The 17522-nt window shown below is 62.2% G+C and carries 18 protein-coding genes and 1 pseudogene; 4 read left to right on the forward strand and 15 right to left on the reverse strand.

The annotated features are described in order from the left end of the window. Positions 1–380: 380 nt before the first annotated feature. The 4 genes from IQ26_RS17450 to IQ26_RS17470 form a co-directional block, all read right to left on the reverse strand. Complete coding sequence (locus IQ26_RS17450) at positions 381–1352, reverse strand: ABC transporter substrate-binding protein (RefSeq protein ID WP_145719436.1); 972 nt, start codon at positions 1350–1352, stop codon at positions 381–383. An 82-nt stretch (positions 1353–1434) separates the two neighbouring features. Continuing rightward, complete coding sequence (locus tag IQ26_RS17455) at positions 1435–2589, reverse strand: ABC transporter permease (RefSeq protein WP_145719440.1); 1155 nt, start codon at positions 2587–2589, stop codon at positions 1435–1437. Next, entirely contained in the window at positions 2586–3464 is an 879-nt protein-coding gene (locus IQ26_RS17460) for an ABC transporter permease (RefSeq protein WP_145719442.1), read from the reverse strand. Before IQ26_RS17460 ends, IQ26_RS17455 begins: the two co-directional genes overlap by 4 nt. Positions 3465–3819: 355 nt before the next feature. Next, positions 3820–4611 (reverse strand): ABC transporter ATP-binding protein, encoded by a 792-nt coding sequence (locus IQ26_RS17470; protein WP_145719446.1) that lies wholly within the window; start codon positions 4609–4611, stop codon positions 3820–3822. A gap of 128 nt (positions 4612–4739) precedes the next feature. On the opposite strand from IQ26_RS17470, the gene IQ26_RS17475 reads away from it, so the two are divergent. Next, positions 4740–5144, forward strand: a complete 405-nt coding sequence (locus tag IQ26_RS17475; protein ID WP_145719448.1) for a cupin domain-containing protein — start codon at positions 4740–4742, stop codon at positions 5142–5144. Between the two features lie 35 nt (positions 5145–5179). Here IQ26_RS17475 and IQ26_RS17480 read toward each other — a convergent pair whose 3' ends face one another. The 5 genes from IQ26_RS17480 to aptA form a co-directional block, all read right to left on the reverse strand. Continuing rightward, entirely contained in the window at positions 5180–5548 is a 369-nt protein-coding gene (locus IQ26_RS17480) for a hypothetical protein (protein WP_145719450.1), read from the reverse strand. A gap of 2 nt (positions 5549–5550) precedes the next feature. Next, positions 5551–7002 (reverse strand): dihydropyrimidinase, encoded by a 1452-nt coding sequence (gene hydA / locus IQ26_RS17485; RefSeq protein WP_145719452.1) that lies wholly within the window; start codon positions 7000–7002, stop codon positions 5551–5553. An 88-nt stretch (positions 7003–7090) separates the two neighbouring features. Next, positions 7091–7471 carry an endonuclease domain-containing protein gene (locus IQ26_RS17490; RefSeq protein ID WP_276316433.1) on the reverse strand — a complete coding sequence of 127 codons (381 nt, stop codon included), beginning with the start codon at positions 7469–7471 and terminating at the stop codon, positions 7091–7093. A 154-nt stretch (positions 7472–7625) separates the two neighbouring features. Further along, positions 7626–8876 (reverse strand): Zn-dependent hydrolase, encoded by a 1251-nt coding sequence (locus IQ26_RS17495; protein WP_145719456.1) that lies wholly within the window; start codon positions 8874–8876, stop codon positions 7626–7628. 69 nt (positions 8877–8945) lie between these two features. After that, positions 8946–10274, reverse strand: coding sequence for an omega-aminotransferase AptA (aptA, locus tag IQ26_RS17500; protein WP_145719458.1), 1329 nt, complete (start codon positions 10272–10274; stop codon positions 8946–8948). Between the two features lie 254 nt (positions 10275–10528). Here aptA and IQ26_RS17505 point away from each other — a divergent pair, with 254 nt between their 5' ends. After that, a complete protein-coding gene (locus tag IQ26_RS17505) occupies positions 10529–11158 on the forward strand; it encodes a TetR family transcriptional regulator C-terminal domain-containing protein (protein WP_162457994.1) in 630 nt (209 codons plus the stop codon). A gap of 61 nt (positions 11159–11219) precedes the next feature. Here IQ26_RS17505 and IQ26_RS17510 read toward each other — a convergent pair whose 3' ends face one another. The 5 genes from IQ26_RS17510 to IQ26_RS17530 all read right to left on the reverse strand — a co-directional run bounded on the left by IQ26_RS17510 (position 11220) and on the right by IQ26_RS17530 (position 15443). Next, the gene (locus IQ26_RS17510) at positions 11220–11597 is read right to left on the reverse strand and encodes a DoxX family protein (RefSeq protein ID WP_145719462.1); all 378 of its coding nucleotides are present in this window, start codon (positions 11595–11597) and stop codon (positions 11220–11222) included. A 66-nt stretch (positions 11598–11663) separates the two neighbouring features. Continuing rightward, positions 11664–12122, reverse strand: coding sequence for a carboxymuconolactone decarboxylase family protein (locus IQ26_RS17515; protein WP_145719464.1), 459 nt, complete (start codon positions 12120–12122; stop codon positions 11664–11666). A gap of 19 nt (positions 12123–12141) precedes the next feature. After that, the gene (locus tag IQ26_RS17520; RefSeq protein WP_145719466.1) at positions 12142–12660 is read right to left on the reverse strand and encodes an RrF2 family transcriptional regulator; all 519 of its coding nucleotides are present in this window, start codon (positions 12658–12660) and stop codon (positions 12142–12144) included. A gap of 102 nt (positions 12661–12762) precedes the next feature. After that, positions 12763–14076 (reverse strand): NAD-dependent dihydropyrimidine dehydrogenase subunit PreA, encoded by a 1314-nt coding sequence (preA, locus tag IQ26_RS17525; RefSeq protein WP_145719470.1) that lies wholly within the window; start codon positions 14074–14076, stop codon positions 12763–12765. 2 nt (positions 14077–14078) lie between these two features. Then, positions 14079–15443 carry an NAD(P)-dependent oxidoreductase gene (locus IQ26_RS17530; protein ID WP_145719472.1) on the reverse strand — a complete coding sequence of 455 codons (1365 nt, stop codon included), beginning with the start codon at positions 15441–15443 and terminating at the stop codon, positions 14079–14081. Positions 15444–15677: 234 nt separating this feature from the next. On the opposite strand from IQ26_RS17530, the gene IQ26_RS17535 reads away from it, so the two are divergent. After that, complete coding sequence (locus IQ26_RS17535; protein WP_145719474.1) at positions 15678–16454, forward strand: VOC family protein; 777 nt, start codon at positions 15678–15680, stop codon at positions 16452–16454. A gap of 2 nt (positions 16455–16456) precedes the next feature. Here the strand turns inward: IQ26_RS17535 and IQ26_RS40430 are convergent. Continuing rightward, positions 16457–16919 (reverse strand): annotated as a pseudogene (locus IQ26_RS40430) (hypothetical protein). A gap of 198 nt (positions 16920–17117) precedes the next feature. Here IQ26_RS40430 and IQ26_RS17545 point away from each other — a divergent pair. Continuing rightward, positions 17118–17510: a DoxX family protein gene (locus IQ26_RS17545; protein ID WP_145719479.1), complete on the forward strand. Its 393-nt coding sequence runs from the start codon at positions 17118–17120 to the stop codon at positions 17508–17510. Positions 17511–17522: the final 12 nt, after the last annotated feature.

Raw genomic sequence — 17522 nt, forward strand, 5'->3', positions numbered from 1 at the left:
TTCCGGACACGGCACAGATCTCCCGAGGTAAGATCGACCGCCTTCCCCGCACACCCGCCGGATTTACCACCCCGGTCCTTGATGACCATGGACTTCGCGGTCATGTGCCCGCTCGTCCGGCCGGGTAGGCCTCGTATCCGGTTCTTGTCCATCGGGTCGCGGGTTTGCTCCACGCTTCCTTCAGACCCCGCCTTGCGACGACGCCCTTGCGCTTCGCTAACCCTTCGCCGCCATCAGGCTGGGTAGAGGACTTACACCTCCAAGCTGTCGATCATGCTCGGCACACACAAAAAGGGGGCGGTCGCCCGCCCCTTTTTTCGAATTGCAGGCCGCAGGGGCCTGGTTTGATCGCGTCGATTTGATCGTCCTATTTGATGGCCCTATTTGATGGCCTTGTCGGTGATGGCGGTCGTGTAGGCGCCGCTCGGCTCCTTGGTGATGATCTTCTGATCGAGCAGCGCCTTGGCGGTGCGCGCGTAGGTCGCCGGATCGAGCTTGCCGTCGGCATTGTCGATCAGCTTGGCGACTTCGCCCATCATCCGCTTCTGGTGGTTCTCGTCCTGGCCGCCATTGTCCAAGACGATGCCGGCCGCCTCGTCGGAATTGTCGACAGCGTATTTCCAGCCCTTCATCGAGGCGCGCACGAAACGCACCATCTTGTCCTCGAAGGCCGGATCCTTGAGTTTGTCTTCCAAGGCATAGAGCCCGTCCTCAAGCAGGTCGTTGCCCATGGCCGAGTAGTTGAACACGATCAGCTCTTCCGGCTTGTAGCCGGCATCGATGAGCTGCCAGTATTCGTTGTAGGTCATGACCGAAATGCAATCCGCCTGCTTCTGGATCAGCGGCTGCACGTCGAAACTCTGCTTCAGCACGGTGACGCCGTCCGGGCCGCCCTCGGTCTTGAGGCCGAGCTTGTTCATCCAGGCGTAGAACGGATATTCGTTGCCGAAGAACCAGACGCCGAGCGTATGGCCCTTGAAGTCGGCCTCGGTCTTGACCGGGCCGTCCTTCGGGCAGACCAGCTGCATGCCGGCCTTCTTGAACGGCTGGGCGATATTGACCAGCGGCACGCCCTTTTCGCGCGCGGCCAGCGCGCCGCCCATCCAGTCGACGATGACGTCGGCGCCGCCACCGGCGATCACCTGCTCGGGCGCGATATCGGGGCCGCCCGGCTTGATCTCGACGTCGAGGCCCTCTTCCTCATAGAAACCCTTGTCCTTGGCGACGTAGTAGCCGGCGAACTGGGCCTGCGTGACCCATTTCAGCTGCAGCGTCACCTTGTCCGCGGCCATCGCCTGGAACGCGGCAAGCGACATCGCGCCGGCCAGCATCGAAACAACAAGTCTTTTCATGTTTTACCCTCTGAAGTTAAGTGTTCAACCCTCTGGGACCGGGAGCTGTCGATACGCTCCTGATTCCAAACCCGCCACCGCCCTATCCACCACGGACGGAGGGATGCCAAAACGTGACTGCTCTCTCGAAAAGAGCGACCACGCCATAAAAGACCGAACCCGCAAGTGCTGCAACCGCGATTTCGGCCCAGACCATGTCGATGTTCATCCGCCCGACTTCCGTCGAAATCCGGAATCCCATGCCGACCACCGGCGTGCCGAAGAACTCCGCGACGATGGCGCCGATCAGCGCCAGCGTCGAATTGATCTTCAGTGCGTTGAAGATGAAGGGGGCGGCGGCCGGCAACCTGAGTTTGAACAGCGTCTGCCAGTAGCTCGACGCATAGGTGCGCATCAGGTCGCGCTCCATATGGCCGGAGGCGGCAAGCCCGGCGACCGTATTCACCAGCATCGGGAAGAAGGTCATGATGATGACGACGGCGGCCTTCGACTGCCAGTCGAAGCCGAACCACATGACCATGATTGGCGCCACGCCGATGATTGGCAGCGCCGAGACCATGTTGCCGATCGGCAGCAGCCCGCGGCGCAGAAACGGCACGCGGTCGGCCGCGATGGCGGCGAGGAAGCCGGCACCGCTGCCGACGATATAGCCGAAGATAACCGCCTTGAAGATGGTCTGCCGCACGTCGGCGGCCAGCACCGGCAGCGAATTGGCAATACGCGCGCCGATGGCGCTTGGCGGCGGCAATAGGATGAAGGGGATGCCCGCGCCGCGGGTCACCGCCTCCCAGATGATCAGGATCCAGGCACCGAAGATCGTCGGGATGATCAGCCTCAAAGCGGTCGCCGCCCAGCGCGAGGTCGGAAGCATTGCCGACAGCACGCTGACGCAACGCCAGCCGAGCAGCCAGGCTGCCGCAAGCAGCAGAAAGAACGGCGCCAGCGCCGTGCCTTCGAAACCATTTATGCCGCTGATCAACAGCCAGGCGATCCAATGCGCGCCGACGAACAGCACCATGGCTTCGATGACTGGCGGTATCCTGGTCATCGAGACCAGTGCAGTGACGACAAGCAAGCCGAACATCAGCCCTTTCGTGCCGAGATAGGGATAGTCGACGCTTGACGCGGGTTGCGCCAATGCGGCGGCCTCCGGCGCCGACATGGCGCCAAGCACAGCCGCGATCATGCAAAGCACGATTGCCGTTACCGCTTGCCAGGACGGCTTCAGCCAACTCATGCCGGCCTCCCGCCCATGGCGCGGTCGACGAGGCGCCCGGCAATGCCGACCACCATCACCAGCAAGGCCGCCACCACCGAGCCGGCAACCAGCGCCGACCAGATGTCGATCGTCTGGCTGTAATAGGCGCCGGCAAGCAGCTTGGCGCCGATGCCGGCGACGGCGCCGGTCGGCAGTTCGCCGACGATGGCGCCGACGAGGCTGGCGGCCACCGCGACCTTCATCGAGGTGAACAGGAACGGCACGGACGCCGGCACGCGCAATTTCCAGAAGGTCTGCGAAAGGCTGGCATTGTAGGTGTGCATCAGGTCGAGATGGGTAAGCTCGGGCGAGCGCAGCCCCTTCACCGTGCCGACGGCCACCGGGAAGAACGACAGATAGGTCGAGATCAGCGCCTTCGGGATCAGGCCGGTGACGCCGATCGCCGCCAGCACGACGATGATCATCGGCGCCACCGCCAGGATCGGGATGGTCTGCGAGGCGATGATCCAGGGCATCAGGCTTCGGTCGAGCGTCGCCACATGCACGATGCCGACGGCGATGACGATCCCGAGCGCGGTGCCGAAAGCAAAGCCGAGCAGCGTCGAGGACAGCGTCACCCAGGCGTTGTAGACAAGGCTGCGGTTCGAGGTGACGCTGCGCAGAAAGGTGTTCTCGAAGAAATTCACCGCCACCTGGTGCGGTGCCGGCAGCGTCGGCTTCGGCTGCGACATCGTCTTGCCGATGAATTCCACAATGCCCGGGGTCTCATTGGCACGGCGATCCAGATCGCGCTGGAACGGCGCGTTGAGGATGACGGCGAAAACATACCAGACGACCACCACGCCGGCGAGGATCGAAGTCACCGGAACGAGCTTGTCTCGAAAGGAGTCCATCTAGCAGGCCTCGCCAGACTGGCGCACGCTCTGCGTAACGCGAGAGGGTGACCGCGCTTTCGTCATCCTAGGGCGGAGCCGCCGCGAAGCGGCGTGCGTAGACCCTAGGATCCATGCCGTGACGTTAGTCGAAAGGCCAAGGCGGTTCAGAATGTCTGCGACGCGAGTCTCGACGGCCGAAATTCTCTTCGGATCGGGAGCATTATTCCGCACCGTTGCAGAGTTGGGAGGTAACGGCATGGATCCTAGGGTCTGCGCCGCGTCGCTTCGCTCCTTGCTTCGCCCTAGGATGACGAAGGCATGGGTAGGCCCGCTAGCCCCAATGGGGAGAGGAGGAAGCTCATCCTGCGCCCGCTCAATCATCATAGCTGTGCCCTGCCCTGAGCCCGTCGCGCACGCGCGCCGCGATCGCCAGGAACTCCGGCGTCTCGCGGATGTCGAGCGGCCGCTGTTTCGGCAGCGTTGATTCGATGACGTCGCTGACGCGGCCCGGACGCGGCGACATGACGACGATCCGTGTCGACAGATAGACCGCCTCGGGAATGGAATGGGTGACGAAGCAGATGGTTTTGTTGGTCCGTTTCCACAGTTCCAAAAGCTGTTCGTTGAGATGATCGCGCACGATCTCGTCCAGCGCACCAAACGGCTCGTCCATCAAAAGAAGATCGGCGTCGAAGGCCAGCGCCCGCGCGATCGAAGCGCGCTGCTGCATGCCGCCGGAAAGCTGCCAGGGATATTTCTTCTCGAAGCCCGACAGATTGACGAGGTCGAGCGTGCGCTTGATCCGCGCCGCCTGCTCCGCCCTGGACAGGCCCATGATCTCCAGCGGCAGCGCCACATTGCGATCGATCGTGCGCCAGGGATAAAGCGCCGCTGCCTGGAAGACGTAGCCATAGGCGCGGTTTTCGCGCGCCTGCTCCGGCGTCACACCGTTGACGGAGATGCTTCCGGACGTCGGTTTCTCCAGATCGGCGATGACCCGCAGCAAGGTCGTCTTGCCGCAGCCGGACGGCCCGATGAACGACACAAACTCGCCCTTGCCGATGGTCAGGTCGACATCCGACAGCGCCTGCACCGGACCGTCACTGGTCTCGAAGGTCAGGCCGAGCTTGCTTGCCGAAACGACGGTTGGCGATGCTTCCGTCATAGGCTACGGCCTGCCTTCTCGTGCCACTGCCGCGCCGGCCGGAATCCGGTTGATTTTGCCCCGATGTTGCTTTCCACTCGCCCCGTCCTATCCGACTGAGAGTTCCCGCCCGATCGAGAGTTTCCCCGATGCCGCCGAAACCCACTTGCCATCTTATCCGCCCCGAAAGCTCTTATGAAGGCAAGCAGGGACTGAGTTATTTCGCCGGCATCGCCGCCGAGACGGTCGGCTCGTCCGGTATCTGCATGCATCTGCTCACCATGCCGCCCGGTGTCCGCGCCAAGGCGCACATGCATGAAAGCCATGAAACGGCGATCTATGTGCTCTCCGGCGAGGTCCATACCTGGTATGGCGACCGGCTTGAACAGCAGATCGTGGTCAAGGCCGGCGACCTCTTCTACATTCCTGCCGGCGTGCCGCATCTGCCGGCCAACCTGAGCGACAGCCCGGCTTCGGCGGTCATCGCCCGCACCGATCCCAACGAACAGGAAAGCGTCGTCCTGCTGCCGGAACTGGATGGGCTGATCGCCTGAGGTCGGCATCGACGGAGAGGCCGTCATCGGCACCGTCACGGACATGATCTCAACGGCCCTATCTCTTCAAGGCCGGGAATGGTCACGAAGAAACCGTCCGCTCCCTTGTTGGTGACCTTGACGGTCTCTGTCGTCGTTCCCTCCTCGCCTTCAGCGAAACAAGTCGAGCTCAACGACTGCGTACCAGTCGCCGTGACCAGTTGCTGCGCGAACCGGCAGCCGCTGCCATAGGTTTCGACGCCGTCGGCGGTCAGCACGACATAGGCATCGCTGTCCTGGTAACCGAGCCGTACACCGGCACAACCGACATCATTGCCATAGGAGCCGGCAAGGACCTCAGCCGCTGCCGGACCGGCGGCAATGCTCGCCACAACCAGTGAGACGATCGCTAGCGAGTTAGCCAAACTCAAACCCCGGTCACCGGAATGCCGGATCGTTCCACCTTGCGCGGCGCGGAAATTTCCTTCCAGGTCGACAGCGCCCGATTGACCGCCGCATTCGGCTCGCGGCCGACGAACTCGCCATGGCCGGGCTTTGCCTTGATATCAGACTCTTCGATCGACAGTTCGCCACGCGAGAACACGAAGCGCGGCAGGCCGGTTACCTCAAAACCCTCGAAGACGTTGTAGTCGATCACCGACTGCTGCTTCTTGGAAGTGATCTTCTTCTTGCGCTTCGGGTCCCAGACGACGAGGTCGGCGTCCGCCCCTTCGACGATGGCGCCCTTCTTCGGATACATGTTGAGGATCTTCGCGATGTTCGTCGAGGTCACCGCGACGAACTCGTTCATCGTCAGCCGGCCGGTGTTGACGCCGGTGGTCCACAGCACCGGCAGGCGGTCCTCGAGCCCGCCGGTGCCGTTCGGAATCTTGGTGAAATCGCCGACGCCATTGCGCTTTTGCTTGGTGGTGAAGGCGCAATGATCGGTCGCCACCACTTGCAGCGATCCGGCCTGCAGGCCGGCCCACAGCGAATCTTGGTGCAGCTTGTTGCGGAAGGGCGGGCTCATCACCCGGCGCGCCGCATGGTCCCAGTCCTTGTTGAAATACTCGCTTTCGTCGAGCGTCAGGTGCTGGATCAGCGGCTCGCCGAACACGCGCATGCCTTTCTGTCGCGCCCGGCGAATGGCTTCGTGGGCCTGCTCGCAGGAGACGTGCACGACATAAAGCGGCACGCCGGCCATGTCGGCGATCATGATGGCGCGGTTGGTCGCCTCGCCTTCCACTTCCGGCGGACGCGAATAGGCGTGCCCTTCCGGGCCGTTATTGCCCGCGGCCAGCAGCTTTTGCGACAGGGCGGCAACCACGTCGCCGTTCTCGGCATGGACCAGCGGCAGCGCACCAAGATCGGCGCAGCGCTGGAACGACGAATACATCTCGTCGTCGTCGACCATCAGTGCGCCCTTGTAGGCCATGAAATGCTTGAACGAGGTGATGCCCTTGTCGACGACATCAGCCATCTCGTCGAACACCTGCTTGCCCCACCAGGTGATCGCCATGTGGAAGGAATAGTCGCAGGAGGCCTTCGAGGTCTTGTTGTCCCACATCTGCAGGGCCTCGAGCAGTGACTGCTGCGGCGCTGGCAGACAGAAATCGACAACCATCGTCGTGCCGCCGGCAAGGGCTGCGCGCGTGCCACTCTCGAAATCGTCGGCCGAATAAGTGCCCATGAACGGCATTTCGAGATGGGTGTGCGGATCGATGCCGCCCGGCATCACATAGCAGCCGGTGGCGTCGAACTCATGATCGCCATGCAGGTCCGAACCGATGGCAACGATCTTGCCGTGGCTGAACAGCACGTCGGCCTTCCAGGTGCGGTCGGCGGTGACGATGGTGCCGTTCTTGATGACTTTGGTCATTTTCTTGTTCCCTTATTCTTGAAACGCTTCTTTGGGAGCGTTTTGCTTGTTTCAGATCGGTTCAGGATCGAGAAACCTTGAGAGGCCTCTACATGACTCCAACTTCCCGCAATATCTCCTCGATGCACCCATCGAAAGAATTCGCCAGGTCTCCTGTCGAGAACCGCAGCACACGATAGTCTTGTCGGCCAAACCATGCATCGCGCATCCGATCCTTCTCCATTCGCTCCGGCGTAAGGTGATGCTCTCCATCCACCTCGATAACGAGGTTCTTCTCATGCAGAACGAAGTCCACAATGTAAGGGCCGATCGGCGCCTGCTTTCTCGCATGTAGGCCGTAGAGCCGGCGGAATTCCTTCAACTCGGACCAGAGCTTACGCTCGCCTTCCGTCATGTTTCGACGTAGTACCCTGGCACGCTTTATGGCGGCTGGATCGATCGCGGTCGGTGCCAAGACGAGTACCCCCACCCTCAATCCCTCCCCACAAGGGGGAGGGAGGCTTGACGTCGCGCAATCACAGCTGAACCCCTCAAAGCTTTCGCCACAGGAAATGGCGTCGGCATTGCCAGTCCCCCTCCCCCTTGTGGGGAGGGGTTAGGGGTGGGGGTACAGCGCCGACAACTCACCCCACGATCTCCGCCGTCTCCACCACCGCGTGGAACAGCACGTCGGCGCCGGCGGCCGCCCATTCCTTGGATATTTCCTCGGCCTCGTTGTGCGACAGTCCGTCGACACAGGGGCACATCACCATTGCGGTGGGCGCAACGCGATTGATCCAGCACGCGTCATGGCCGGCGCCGGAGACGATGTTGCGGTGCGAGTAGCCGAGCCGTTCGGCGGCATCGCGGATCGCCTTGACGCAGCCGGGGTCGAAGGTCACCGGATCGAAATGGCCGACCTGTTCGATCTTATATTTGATGTCGAGCGCATCGCAGATCGTGTCGATGCCTTCACGGATACGAACGTCCATCGCATCCAGCACTTCCTTTTCCGGCGAGCGGATGTCGATGGTGAAAACGGTGCGACCGGCGATGATGTTGCGCGAGTTCGGATAAACTTCCATGTGGCCGACAGCGCCGACGGCGTCGGGCTGGTAGTCCATGGCGATCTCGTGCACCAGTTCAATCACCCGCGCCATGCCGAGCCCGGCATTGCGGCGCTTGGGCATCGGCGTCGAGCCGGTATGCGCCTCCTTGCCGGTCAGCGTCACTTGCAGCCATTTCAGCCCCTGGCCGTGGGTGACGACACCAATGTCGATCCCCTCATCCTCGAGGATCGGACCTTGCTCGATATGCAGTTCGAAGAAGGCATGGATCTTGCGATCACCGACTTTCTCCGAACCCTTCCAGCCGATGCGTTCGAGCTCCTCGCCGAATTTCTTGCCGTCCTTGTCGACATGAGAATAGACGTCGGCCTGGTCGAGCACGCCGGCGAAGACGCCGGACGCCATCATCGCCGGCGCAAAGCGCGCACCTTCCTCGTTGGTCCAGTTGGTGACGACGATCGGGTGCTTGGTCTTGATGCCGAGATCGTTGAGCGAGCGCACGACTTCCAGGCCACCAAGCACGCCGAGAACGCCGTCATATTTGCCGCCGGTCGGCTGGGTGTCGAGATGGCTGCCGACATAGACCGGCGGCAGGTCGGGCTCGGTGCCCTCGCGGCGGGCAAACATCGTGCCCATCTCGTCGACGCCCATTTCGAGCCCGGCCGCGTCGCACCAGCGCTTGAACAGATGCCGCCCCTCGCCGTCCTCGTCGGTCACGGTCTGGCGATTGTTGCCGCCGGCAATGCCGGGGCCGATCTTCGCCATCTCCATTATCGAATCCCACAAACGGTCTGAATTGATTCGCAGATTCTCGCCGGGAGCAGCCATTCAAGTTCCTCTCATTTATTCACATATTGGGCGACGGTTCCCGTCGCCGCCCTATGCGTTGTGGAGTATCTAGTCCACCGCCCTCAGCACCTCACGCACATGGTCGATCAATTCGTTGATCTGGCCCTTGGTGATGATCAGCGGTGGCGACAGCGCGATGATGTCGCCGGTGGTGCGGATCAGCGCGCCGCGCTCGAACGCCTTGACGAACGCCGAGAAGGCACGCTTGGTCGGACTGCCGGGGATCGGCGCCAGCTCGATCGCGCCGATCAGGCCGATGTTTCTGATATCGATGACGTTCGGCTCGCCCTTCAGCGAATGCAGCGCATCTTCCCAGTACGGCGCCAGTTCCTCGCCACGGGTCAAGAGTCCCTCTTCCTTGTAGGTGTCGAGCGTGCCCAACGCCGCCGCGCAGGCAATCGGATTGCCCGAATAGGTGTAGCCGTGGAAGAATTCGATCATGTGCTCAGGGCCGGTCATGAAGGCGTCGTGGATCTCCTTCTTGACGAACACCGCGCCCATCGGGATGACGCCGTTGGAGACGCCCTTGGCCGTCGTCATGATGTCGGGCGTGACACCGAAATAGTCGGCGGCGAACGGCGCGCCGAGGCGGCCGAAACCGGTGATGACCTCGTCGAAGATCAGCAGGATGCCGTGCTTGGTGCAGATCTCGCGCAGCTTTTGCAGATAGCCTTTCGGCGGCAGGATCACGCCGGTGGAACCGGCCACCGGCTCGACAATGACGGCGGCGATGGTCGAGGCGTCATGCAGCGCGACGATGCGCTCCAGCTCGTTGGCCAATTCCGCGCCATGCTCGGGCACGCCCTTGGTGAACGAATTCTTCTCCGGCAGGTGCGTGTGCGGCATATGGTCGACGCCGCCGAGCAGCGTGCCGAACATCTTGCGGTTGGTGACGATGCCGCCGACCGAGATGCCGCCGAAATTGACGCCGTGATAGCCGCGCTCGCGGCCGATCAGGCGGGTGCGCGAGCCCTCGCCTTTGGCGCGGTGGTAGGCGATCGCCATCTTCAGCGCGGTCTCGACCGATTCCGAGCCGGAATTGGTGAAGAAGACGTGGTCCATGCCCTTCGGCGCGATGTCGACCAGGCGGTTCGCCAATTCGAAGACGATCGGGTGGCCCATCTGGAACGCCGGCGCATAATCGAGTTCGGCGGCTTGGCTCTGGATCGCCTCGGTGATCTTCGGCCGGCAGTGGCCGGCATTGACGCACCACAGGCCGGCGGTGCCGTCCAGAACCTTGCGCCCGTCGCTCGTCGTGTAATGCATGTCCTTGGCGGACACCATCATGCGAGGCGCCTGTTTGAATTGCCGGTTTGCCGTGAACGGCATCCAGAATGCGCTGAGATCGTTCGGCGTGACTTTCAGCCGGTTGGACATGACCAAGACTTCCCCTTGTAACTGTTTCGGTGCGGCTAACGCTTGGTCTTCCCAACACTTGGTCTTCGCTGCGTTTTCGTGCTACGCAAATTTTTGACCGATTGGACAAACGTTAGCACCGCCCTGTCGGCGGTCAAGGGATTACTAGCGGAAATGCGGCATCTGAAGCGCGCTCCACAGGCCGGGGAAAAACTGGTCCAGAGAATTGGTCCAGATGGCCCTCGCGGCAATGTTTTGCGGGGATGACGACTGGCATGGACACAGCAGCCCCTCGCCGCACCCGCATCCAGCAGGAAAAGCGCGAGCTCATCCTGGAGGCGGCGCTCGAGGTCTTCTCGACCAACGGCTTTCGCGGCTCGACCATCGATCAGATCGCCGAAGCCGCCGGCATGTCGAAGCCGAACCTGCTCTACTATTTCCGCCGCAAGGAGGACATCCACGAGACGCTGATGCAGCGGCTTATGGACACCTGGCTGGCGCCGCTGCGCGAACTCGACGACATCGGCGATCCCCTGACCGAATTGCGCAGCTACATCAGGCGCAAGCTCGAAATGGCGCGCGATTACCCCAGGGAAAGCCGGTTGTTCGCCAACGAGATCCTGCAGGGCGCGCCTCGCATCATGCCGATGCTGGAAGGCGAGTTGAAGACGCTGGTCGACGAGAAAGCCGCCGTCATCAAGGGCTGGATGCGCGCCGGCAAGATTGCCAAGACCGATCCATGGCACCTGATCTTCTCGATCTGGGCGACGACGCAGCACTATGCCGATTTCGACGTCCAGGTCCGCGCCGTGCTCGGGCCCAACCGCGGCGGCGACGGCCGTTTCGAGGATGCGGCAAGGTTTCTCGAGCAGCTGTTCATCGACGGGCTGAAGCCGAAGGGCTGATCTGCCGCTCCACCGGCCAAGAAGGTCACCGCAGCTGCCTCCGCGAGGTCGCCGGCAATTGTCAAAGCGGCTGCGCCATCAGCGACAGGAATCCGCCAGTCAGCGCAACATTGGCGACGAAGCCATTGATGCGGGCGGCGCGCTCCGGACCCTGATGATCCCAGAAATTGTCGAACATCGGTGTCGCAACCAGCAGGAAGAGGATCAGACATCCGGCTGCAAAAGCGGTCCAGATGCCCGCAACCACCAGCCCTCCGGCGACGATCTGCACGACGATGCCGAGCCACAGCGTCAGCCGCGCCTGCGGCACGCCACGCGTCGTCATCAGTTGGGTCAGGAAGTCCGCGTTCTGGATATTGCGCAGACCGGCAAAGACAAAGGCACCGCCAACCAGCAGGCGGGCGGCAAACAGAATCTCAATCTCAAAATTTGCGAACATGTTCTTGATCTCCCACCCAAAAAAGGGCGCGCGGATCTCAGCCCGCGTGCCCGGTTGTTCGGTCGCTCAGGCGGCTTTCGCCGCAGGCATCGGATGAATGGCGTGGAAGGAAACGCAGAGCCGGTTCCATGTGTTGATCATGCCGATCGCCACCGTCAGCTTGGCCAGTTCTTCTTCCGAGAAGTGCTCGAGCGTTTTTGCGTAGAGATCGTCCGACACGCCGCTGTCCGCGATCTTCGTCACCGCGTCGGTCCAGGCGAAGGCAGCGCGTTCGCGCTCGGAAAACAGCGGCGATTCCTTCCAGGCGGAGACGAGATAAAGCCGCTGTTCGGTCTCGCCGTCACGGCGCGCCTCGCGGCTGTGCATCTCGACGCAATACGAACAACCATTGATCTGCGAAGCCCGCAGCTTGATCAGGTGCAACAAGCTTTCCTCGAGCCCGCATTCGTCGACCGCCTTGTTGAGCGCCGACACCGCCTTCATGATCTCCGGCGCCTTGGCGAAGAATTGCATCCTCTGTTTCATCGTCTTTCCTTTCACATACTCATGCTTGCTTGGTTGAACTGGATTTCTGCGGCCGCTGATGGCGCGCCACAAAGGCACAGCTCGCCGCGACCGAGCGCGGATCGGCATCGCTCATGAAGTCGGACACGATGTCGGACAGCTTTGCCTCGGCGAGTGCCGTGCGATAGGCCCGCTCCGCCTTGAGCATCGCGGCGTTGATGCCGCAGGGTTTGACGTAGGCAGACGCATCGAGTTTGGCCGGGCCGCGCTGACGAATCTCGCCGCAGCGGAAAGCCGGCTCGCGGCCCTCGACGGCGAGCACGATGTCGAGCAGCGTTATGCGCTCGGCCGACCGCGCCAGCCGATAGCCGCCGGCTGGTCCCGAGACGGATTCCAGGATGCGCGCCGCGCTCAGCATGTTGAGATGTTTCAGCAGATAGCTCGGCGACAGGCCAAAGGCTTCCGCCATGGCGGCACCCGACAGGGTGGCTTCACCCTCGACGCCAGCGAGCATTGCGGCGCAATGGATGGCTGCCTCTACGCCCTCGCCCAGCTTCATGGTGTGGCTCTCCAATTCATTGATACATCTTATCGTGGATATTTATTATCCGCAATAGGAAAATAAAAAACGGCGCCCGCAGGCGCCGCCTTCCTCCCGCCCCTACTCCGCCGCCACCTTGGCCATCGGGTTGTTCGGGTGCGTCGTCCAGTTGGCGTAGACCGGCGACACCGGATTGCCGGTGCGCTGGTCCATCACGCCGACGGCCAGCGGCTCCATGGTGATGCAATTCTCCACCGGGCAGACATTGACGCAGAGATTGCAGCCGACGCATTCGGCCTCGATCACCTCGAAATGCCTCTTGCCGTCGACCATGTTGGTGATTGCCTGGTGCGAAGTGTCCTCGCAGGCGATGTGGCAGCGGCCGCATTTGATGCAGGCCTCCTGGTCGATATGCGCCTTGGCGATGTAATTGAGGTTGAGATACTGCCAGTCGGTGACGTTGGGCGTGGCCCGGCCGACGATGTCGTCGAGCGTGGCATGGCCCTTCTCGTCCATCCAGTTTTCCAGGCCGGCGATCATCTCCTGCACGATCTTGAAGCCATAGGTCATCGCCGCCGTGCACACCTGCACATTGCCGGCGCCGAGCGCCATGAATTCGGCGGCGTCGCGCCACGTGGTGATGCCGCCAATGCCGGAGATCGGCAGGCCGTGCGTTTCCGGATCGCGCGCGATCTCGGCCACCATGTTCATGGCGATCGGCTTCACCGCCGGGCCGCAATAGCCGCCATGCGAACCCTTGCCGTCGATCGTCGGTTCCGGTGCGAAACTGTCGAGATTGACGCCGGTGATCGAGTTGATGGTGTTGATCAGCGACACCGCGTCGGTGCCGCCGGCAAGGGCGGCACGCGCCGGCTTGCGGATATCGGTGATGTTGGGAGTCAGCTTGGTGATCACAGGCATGCGGGTGTTGGCCTTGCACCAGCGCACCACCATTTCGATATATTCCGGCACCTGGCCGACCGCGGCACCCATGCCGCGTTCCGACATGCCGTGCGGGCAGCCGAAATTGAGCTCGATGCCGTCGGCCCCGGTCTCCTCGACCACCGGCAGGATCGCCTTCCACGCATGCTCCTCGCACGGCACCATCAGCGAGACGACGATGGCCCGGTCGGGCCAGTCCTGCTTGACCTGCTTGATCTCGCGCAGATTGACCTGCAGGTCGCGGTCAGTGATCAGCTCGATATTGTTCAAGCCGAGCAGGCGGCGGTCGGCGCCCCAGATCGCGCCGTAGCGCGGGCCGTTGACGTTGACCACCGGCGGGCCCTCTTCTCCAAGCGTCTTCCATACCACGCCGCCCCATCCCGCCTTGAAGGCGCGGATGACGTTGTAGGCCTTGTCGGTCGGCGGCGCCGAGGCCAGCCAGAACGGATTCGGCGATTTGATGCCGACGAAATTGTTGCTTATGTCTGCCATGCTCACGCCCTCCCGTTCGAGGTCAGTGCCCGGTGAATCGATTCGGCCGCATCGCGGCCCTGTGCGACGGCGGAGACGGTGAGGTCGTCGCCGCCAAAGATGCAGTCGCCGCCGGCCCAGACATCGGCCAGCGAGGTGCGGCCTTCGGCATCGACCTTGATGCGGCCGGCTTCCAAAGCAAGCAAGGCACCGCTGCCGTTCAGCGCTGCCGGAACGAAGCTCTGGCCGATCGCCTTGAACACCTGGTCGGCGGTGAGAGTCAGCCGCTCGCCGGTGCCGACGAGCTTGTCGCCCTTCATCGTCGTGTATTCGAGTTCGATGGCGCTGACCTTGCCGCCTTCAGCAACAACCCGCTTCGGCTGCAGCCAGTGACGGATGGTGACGCCGTTGGCGGCGGCCAGATCCTGCTCGAATTCGGAGGCGTTCATGTGCTCCTGGCCGCGCCGGTAGCAGATCGTCACCTCTTCGGCGCCGAGCAGCTTCGACTGCACCGCCGCGTCGATCGCCGTCATGCCGCCGCCAATGACGACGACACGCCGGCCGACCGGCAGGCTCGAGAGATCGCTGGCCTGGCGAAGCTCTGCGATAAACTCCACCGCATTGGTGACGCCTTGCGCTTCCTCGCCATCGGCGCGCAACGCATTGACGCCGCCAAGCCCCATGCCGAGAAACACCGCGTCATAGTTCCTGGTCAGATCCGACAGTTGGTAGTCGCGGCCGAGCGCCGTGCCGTTCTGGACGTCGATGCCGCCGATCGACGTGATATAGTCGACCTCTGCCTGGGCGAAATTGTCGATGCTCTTGTAGGCGGCGATGCCGTATTCATTGAGGCCGCCGGCTTTCGGGCGGGCTTCCAGGATGGTCACGTCGTGGCCATACCGGGCGAGCCGATGAGCAGCGGCAAGGCCGGCCGGTCCGGCGCCGACCACGGCGATCGTCTTGCCGGTCGAAGCCGCGCGCGGATAGAACTGCTTGTCCTGCGCGATGGCCACATCGGTGGCATAACGCTGCAAGCGGCCGATCTGCACCGGCTTGCCTTCCGCCACTTCGCGCACGCAGACTTCTTCGCACAGTGTCTCGGTCGGGCAGACGCGGGCGCACATGCCGCCCAAAATGTTCTGGTCGAAAATCGTCTTGGCCGAGCCAATCGGATTACCGGTCGAGATCTGGCGGATGAACAGCGGGATGTCGATCGAGGTCGGGCATGCGTTCATGCACGGCGCGTCATAGCAGAAATAGCAGCGGTCGGACTCGACCAGCGCCTCGTGATGATCGAGTGGCGGATGCAGGTCGGAAAAATTATCCGCATATTGCTCGGGCGAAAGCCGGCCGCCGGCAATGCCCTGCTTGAAATGACCAGTCGCCATCCCGGTTCCCCATTTTCTTGTGGCTTTGAGGAAGGCTAGCACGTTTTGTTTTTTTATCAATTGGTCAATTTTCAACGCAACGCGCTGAAATATCAGGATAAAACTTGAGACATACACTCATGTTATCTTGTTTGCGCTGTCGAACTTTTGGCTCGGCTGTCGGATTTTCGTCGCGAAGATCGTCCTAGAATAGATCACCCATGATCGATGACTGGAAACCTAAGGAGCACGACAATGCCTGAGTCCCCGATGCCCTTCTTCTGGTACGAACTGATGACGACCGATCTCGACGCCGCCGAAGCGTTCTACACCGCCGTGGTCGGCTGGAAGGCGCAGGCCTTCGACAGCGCGCCAGGCATGCCGCGTTATATCGTCATGAATGTCGGCGAGCGCGGCGTCGGCGGGCTGATGACGTTGCCTGAGGACGCCGCCAAGATGGGCATGCCGCCAGCCTGGCTCGGCTACATTCACACCAAGGATGTCGATGCTTCAACAAAGTCGCTGAAGGCAGCCGGCGGTACGGTTCACCGCGAACCCGACGACATTCCGGGCGTCGGCCGCTTCGCCGTCGTTGCCGATCCGCAAGGTGCGACCTTTATGTTCCTGCAGCCGACCGGCCCAGATCAGCCAACGGTGCCGGCCACCACGCCAGGCCATATCGGCTGGCATGAGCTCTACACGTCGGACTGGAAGGCAGCCTTCGATTTCTATTCCAACCAGTTCGGCTGGACCAAGGGCGATTCGATGGATATGGGGCCGATGGGCACCTACCAGACCTTTGGGGCCGGCCCCGAATCCGGCGGCGGCATGATGAACAAGCCCGAGCAGATCCCGGTGCCGGTGTGGCAGTTCTATTTCAACGTGCCGGCCATCGATGTGGCGGCCAAGCGCGTCACCGACAATGGCGGCAAGATCCTGATGGGTCCGATGGAGGTGCCCGGCGGCAGCTGGATCGTGCAGTGCCAGGATCCGCAAGGCGCGCATTTCGCGCTGATGGCGCCGGTTCGGTAAGATTACTCCGGCGCCAGCACCGCGACCTTGAGGTTCGCCTTCTTGGCACCACTGAGCTGCAGGGTGGCCGGACCAGCCTGCAGCTTGAAGCGCACGCTCTTGCGGATGCCCGGACAACTTCACGGCTTTGCCGTCCTGAACGACATCGATCCAGGCCTCATCGGACAGGCTTATCTGGATTGTCCCTTCGGGCGGGACAACCAGGCTGGCAGTCGCGCCAAAGGCGCCGGACGCCGGTGCCCGTTCCGGCGCAACTTCGAAGGTAACAGAGTCGATCGGCTCCAAAGAAAGGTCCGCGGCCGCACCAACAGCCAGCGCGGTTCCGGACTGTTCCGCTTGTGCCGCCGCAAACAGCGCCTGCTCCCGCGTCACCGGCCATTTGAATGCCGTGCAGCCGGCATCGTCCGCCATGGCGAAGCTGGTACCTGCAAGGATTGCGAAGAGGCTGATGACGGCTTTTTTCATGGCAAAGGGAACCCACATGGTTTGGAGTATCTACATATCAATACAACTATAGCGATATAAATACAACCCTAAATGGAAGTCCATGATGGAGGAACAACTCCAATCACCGATTGTTGATGGCTGGCCATGGGAAGTGAATGGTCCATTGCCAGGCGGTAATCTATGGCCGGGTCGGGCGGAGTGAAATGGAGCCTCATGATGACGGTTTTTGACGGTCTCGCCAAATATCAGCCTCAGGCCCTGGCTGTGCTTCGCATCATGACGGCGCTGCAGTTTATGGAGCATGGCACCCAGAAACTGTTCAATTTTCCCGTCAGCGATCATGCCGGCGCCCTGAGCGGGCTGTCGCTGACCGCGGGCATCCTCGAATTCGCCGGCGGCATCCTGCTGGTATTGGGGCTTTTCACCAGGCCGGTCGCATTCCTTCTCAGCGGCGAGATGGCGATCGCCTATTTCATGGCGCACATGCCGCAGGGCTTCTTCCCGGTCAACAATGGCGGCGACGCGGCGATCTCCTTCTGTTTCATCTTCCTCTATCTGGTGTTCGCCGGTCCCGGCGCCTGGGCGATAGACAACGGCCGCGGCGCCTGAAGCGCCGACAAG

This window comes from Mesorhizobium tianshanense (assembly GCF_007830515.1).
GTDB lineage: Bacteria > Pseudomonadota > Alphaproteobacteria > Rhizobiales > Rhizobiaceae > Mesorhizobium > Mesorhizobium tianshanense.

Bases quoted from the DNA above. Each gene is read 5' to 3' on its own strand.
- IQ26_RS17450 (WP_145719436.1), bottom strand. From the start codon at position 1,352: ATGAAAAGACTTGTTGTTTCGATGCTGGCCGGCGCGATGTCGCTTGCC.
- IQ26_RS17455 (WP_145719440.1), bottom strand. From the start codon at position 2,589: ATGAGTTGGCTGAAGCCGTCCTGGCAAGCGGTAACGGCAATCGTGCTT.
- IQ26_RS17460 (WP_145719442.1), bottom strand. From the start codon at position 3,464: ATGGACTCCTTTCGAGACAAGCTCGTTCCGGTGACTTCGATCCTCGCC.
- IQ26_RS17470 (WP_145719446.1), bottom strand. From the start codon at position 4,611: ATGACGGAAGCATCGCCAACCGTCGTTTCGGCAAGCAAGCTCGGCCTG.
- IQ26_RS17475 (WP_145719448.1), top strand. From the start codon at position 4,740: ATGCCGCCGAAACCCACTTGCCATCTTATCCGCCCCGAAAGCTCTTAT.
- hydA (WP_145719452.1), bottom strand. From the start codon at position 7,002: ATGACCAAAGTCATCAAGAACGGCACCATCGTCACCGCCGACCGCACC.
- IQ26_RS17495 (WP_145719456.1), bottom strand. From the start codon at position 8,876: ATGGCTGCTCCCGGCGAGAATCTGCGAATCAATTCAGACCGTTTGTGG.
- aptA (WP_145719458.1), bottom strand. From the start codon at position 10,274: ATGTCCAACCGGCTGAAAGTCACGCCGAACGATCTCAGCGCATTCTGG.
- IQ26_RS17505 (WP_162457994.1), top strand. From the start codon at position 10,529: ATGGACACAGCAGCCCCTCGCCGCACCCGCATCCAGCAGGAAAAGCGC.
- IQ26_RS17510 (WP_145719462.1), bottom strand. From the start codon at position 11,597: ATGTTCGCAAATTTTGAGATTGAGATTCTGTTTGCCGCCCGCCTGCTG.
- IQ26_RS17515 (WP_145719464.1), bottom strand. From the start codon at position 12,122: ATGAAACAGAGGATGCAATTCTTCGCCAAGGCGCCGGAGATCATGAAG.
- IQ26_RS17520 (WP_145719466.1), bottom strand. From the start codon at position 12,660: ATGAAGCTGGGCGAGGGCGTAGAGGCAGCCATCCATTGCGCCGCAATG.
- preA (WP_145719470.1), bottom strand. From the start codon at position 14,076: ATGGCAGACATAAGCAACAATTTCGTCGGCATCAAATCGCCGAATCCG.
- IQ26_RS17530 (WP_145719472.1), bottom strand. From the start codon at position 15,443: ATGGCGACTGGTCATTTCAAGCAGGGCATTGCCGGCGGCCGGCTTTCG.
- IQ26_RS17535 (WP_145719474.1), top strand. From the start codon at position 15,678: ATGCCTGAGTCCCCGATGCCCTTCTTCTGGTACGAACTGATGACGACC.
- IQ26_RS17545 (WP_145719479.1), top strand. From the start codon at position 17,118: ATGACGGTTTTTGACGGTCTCGCCAAATATCAGCCTCAGGCCCTGGCT.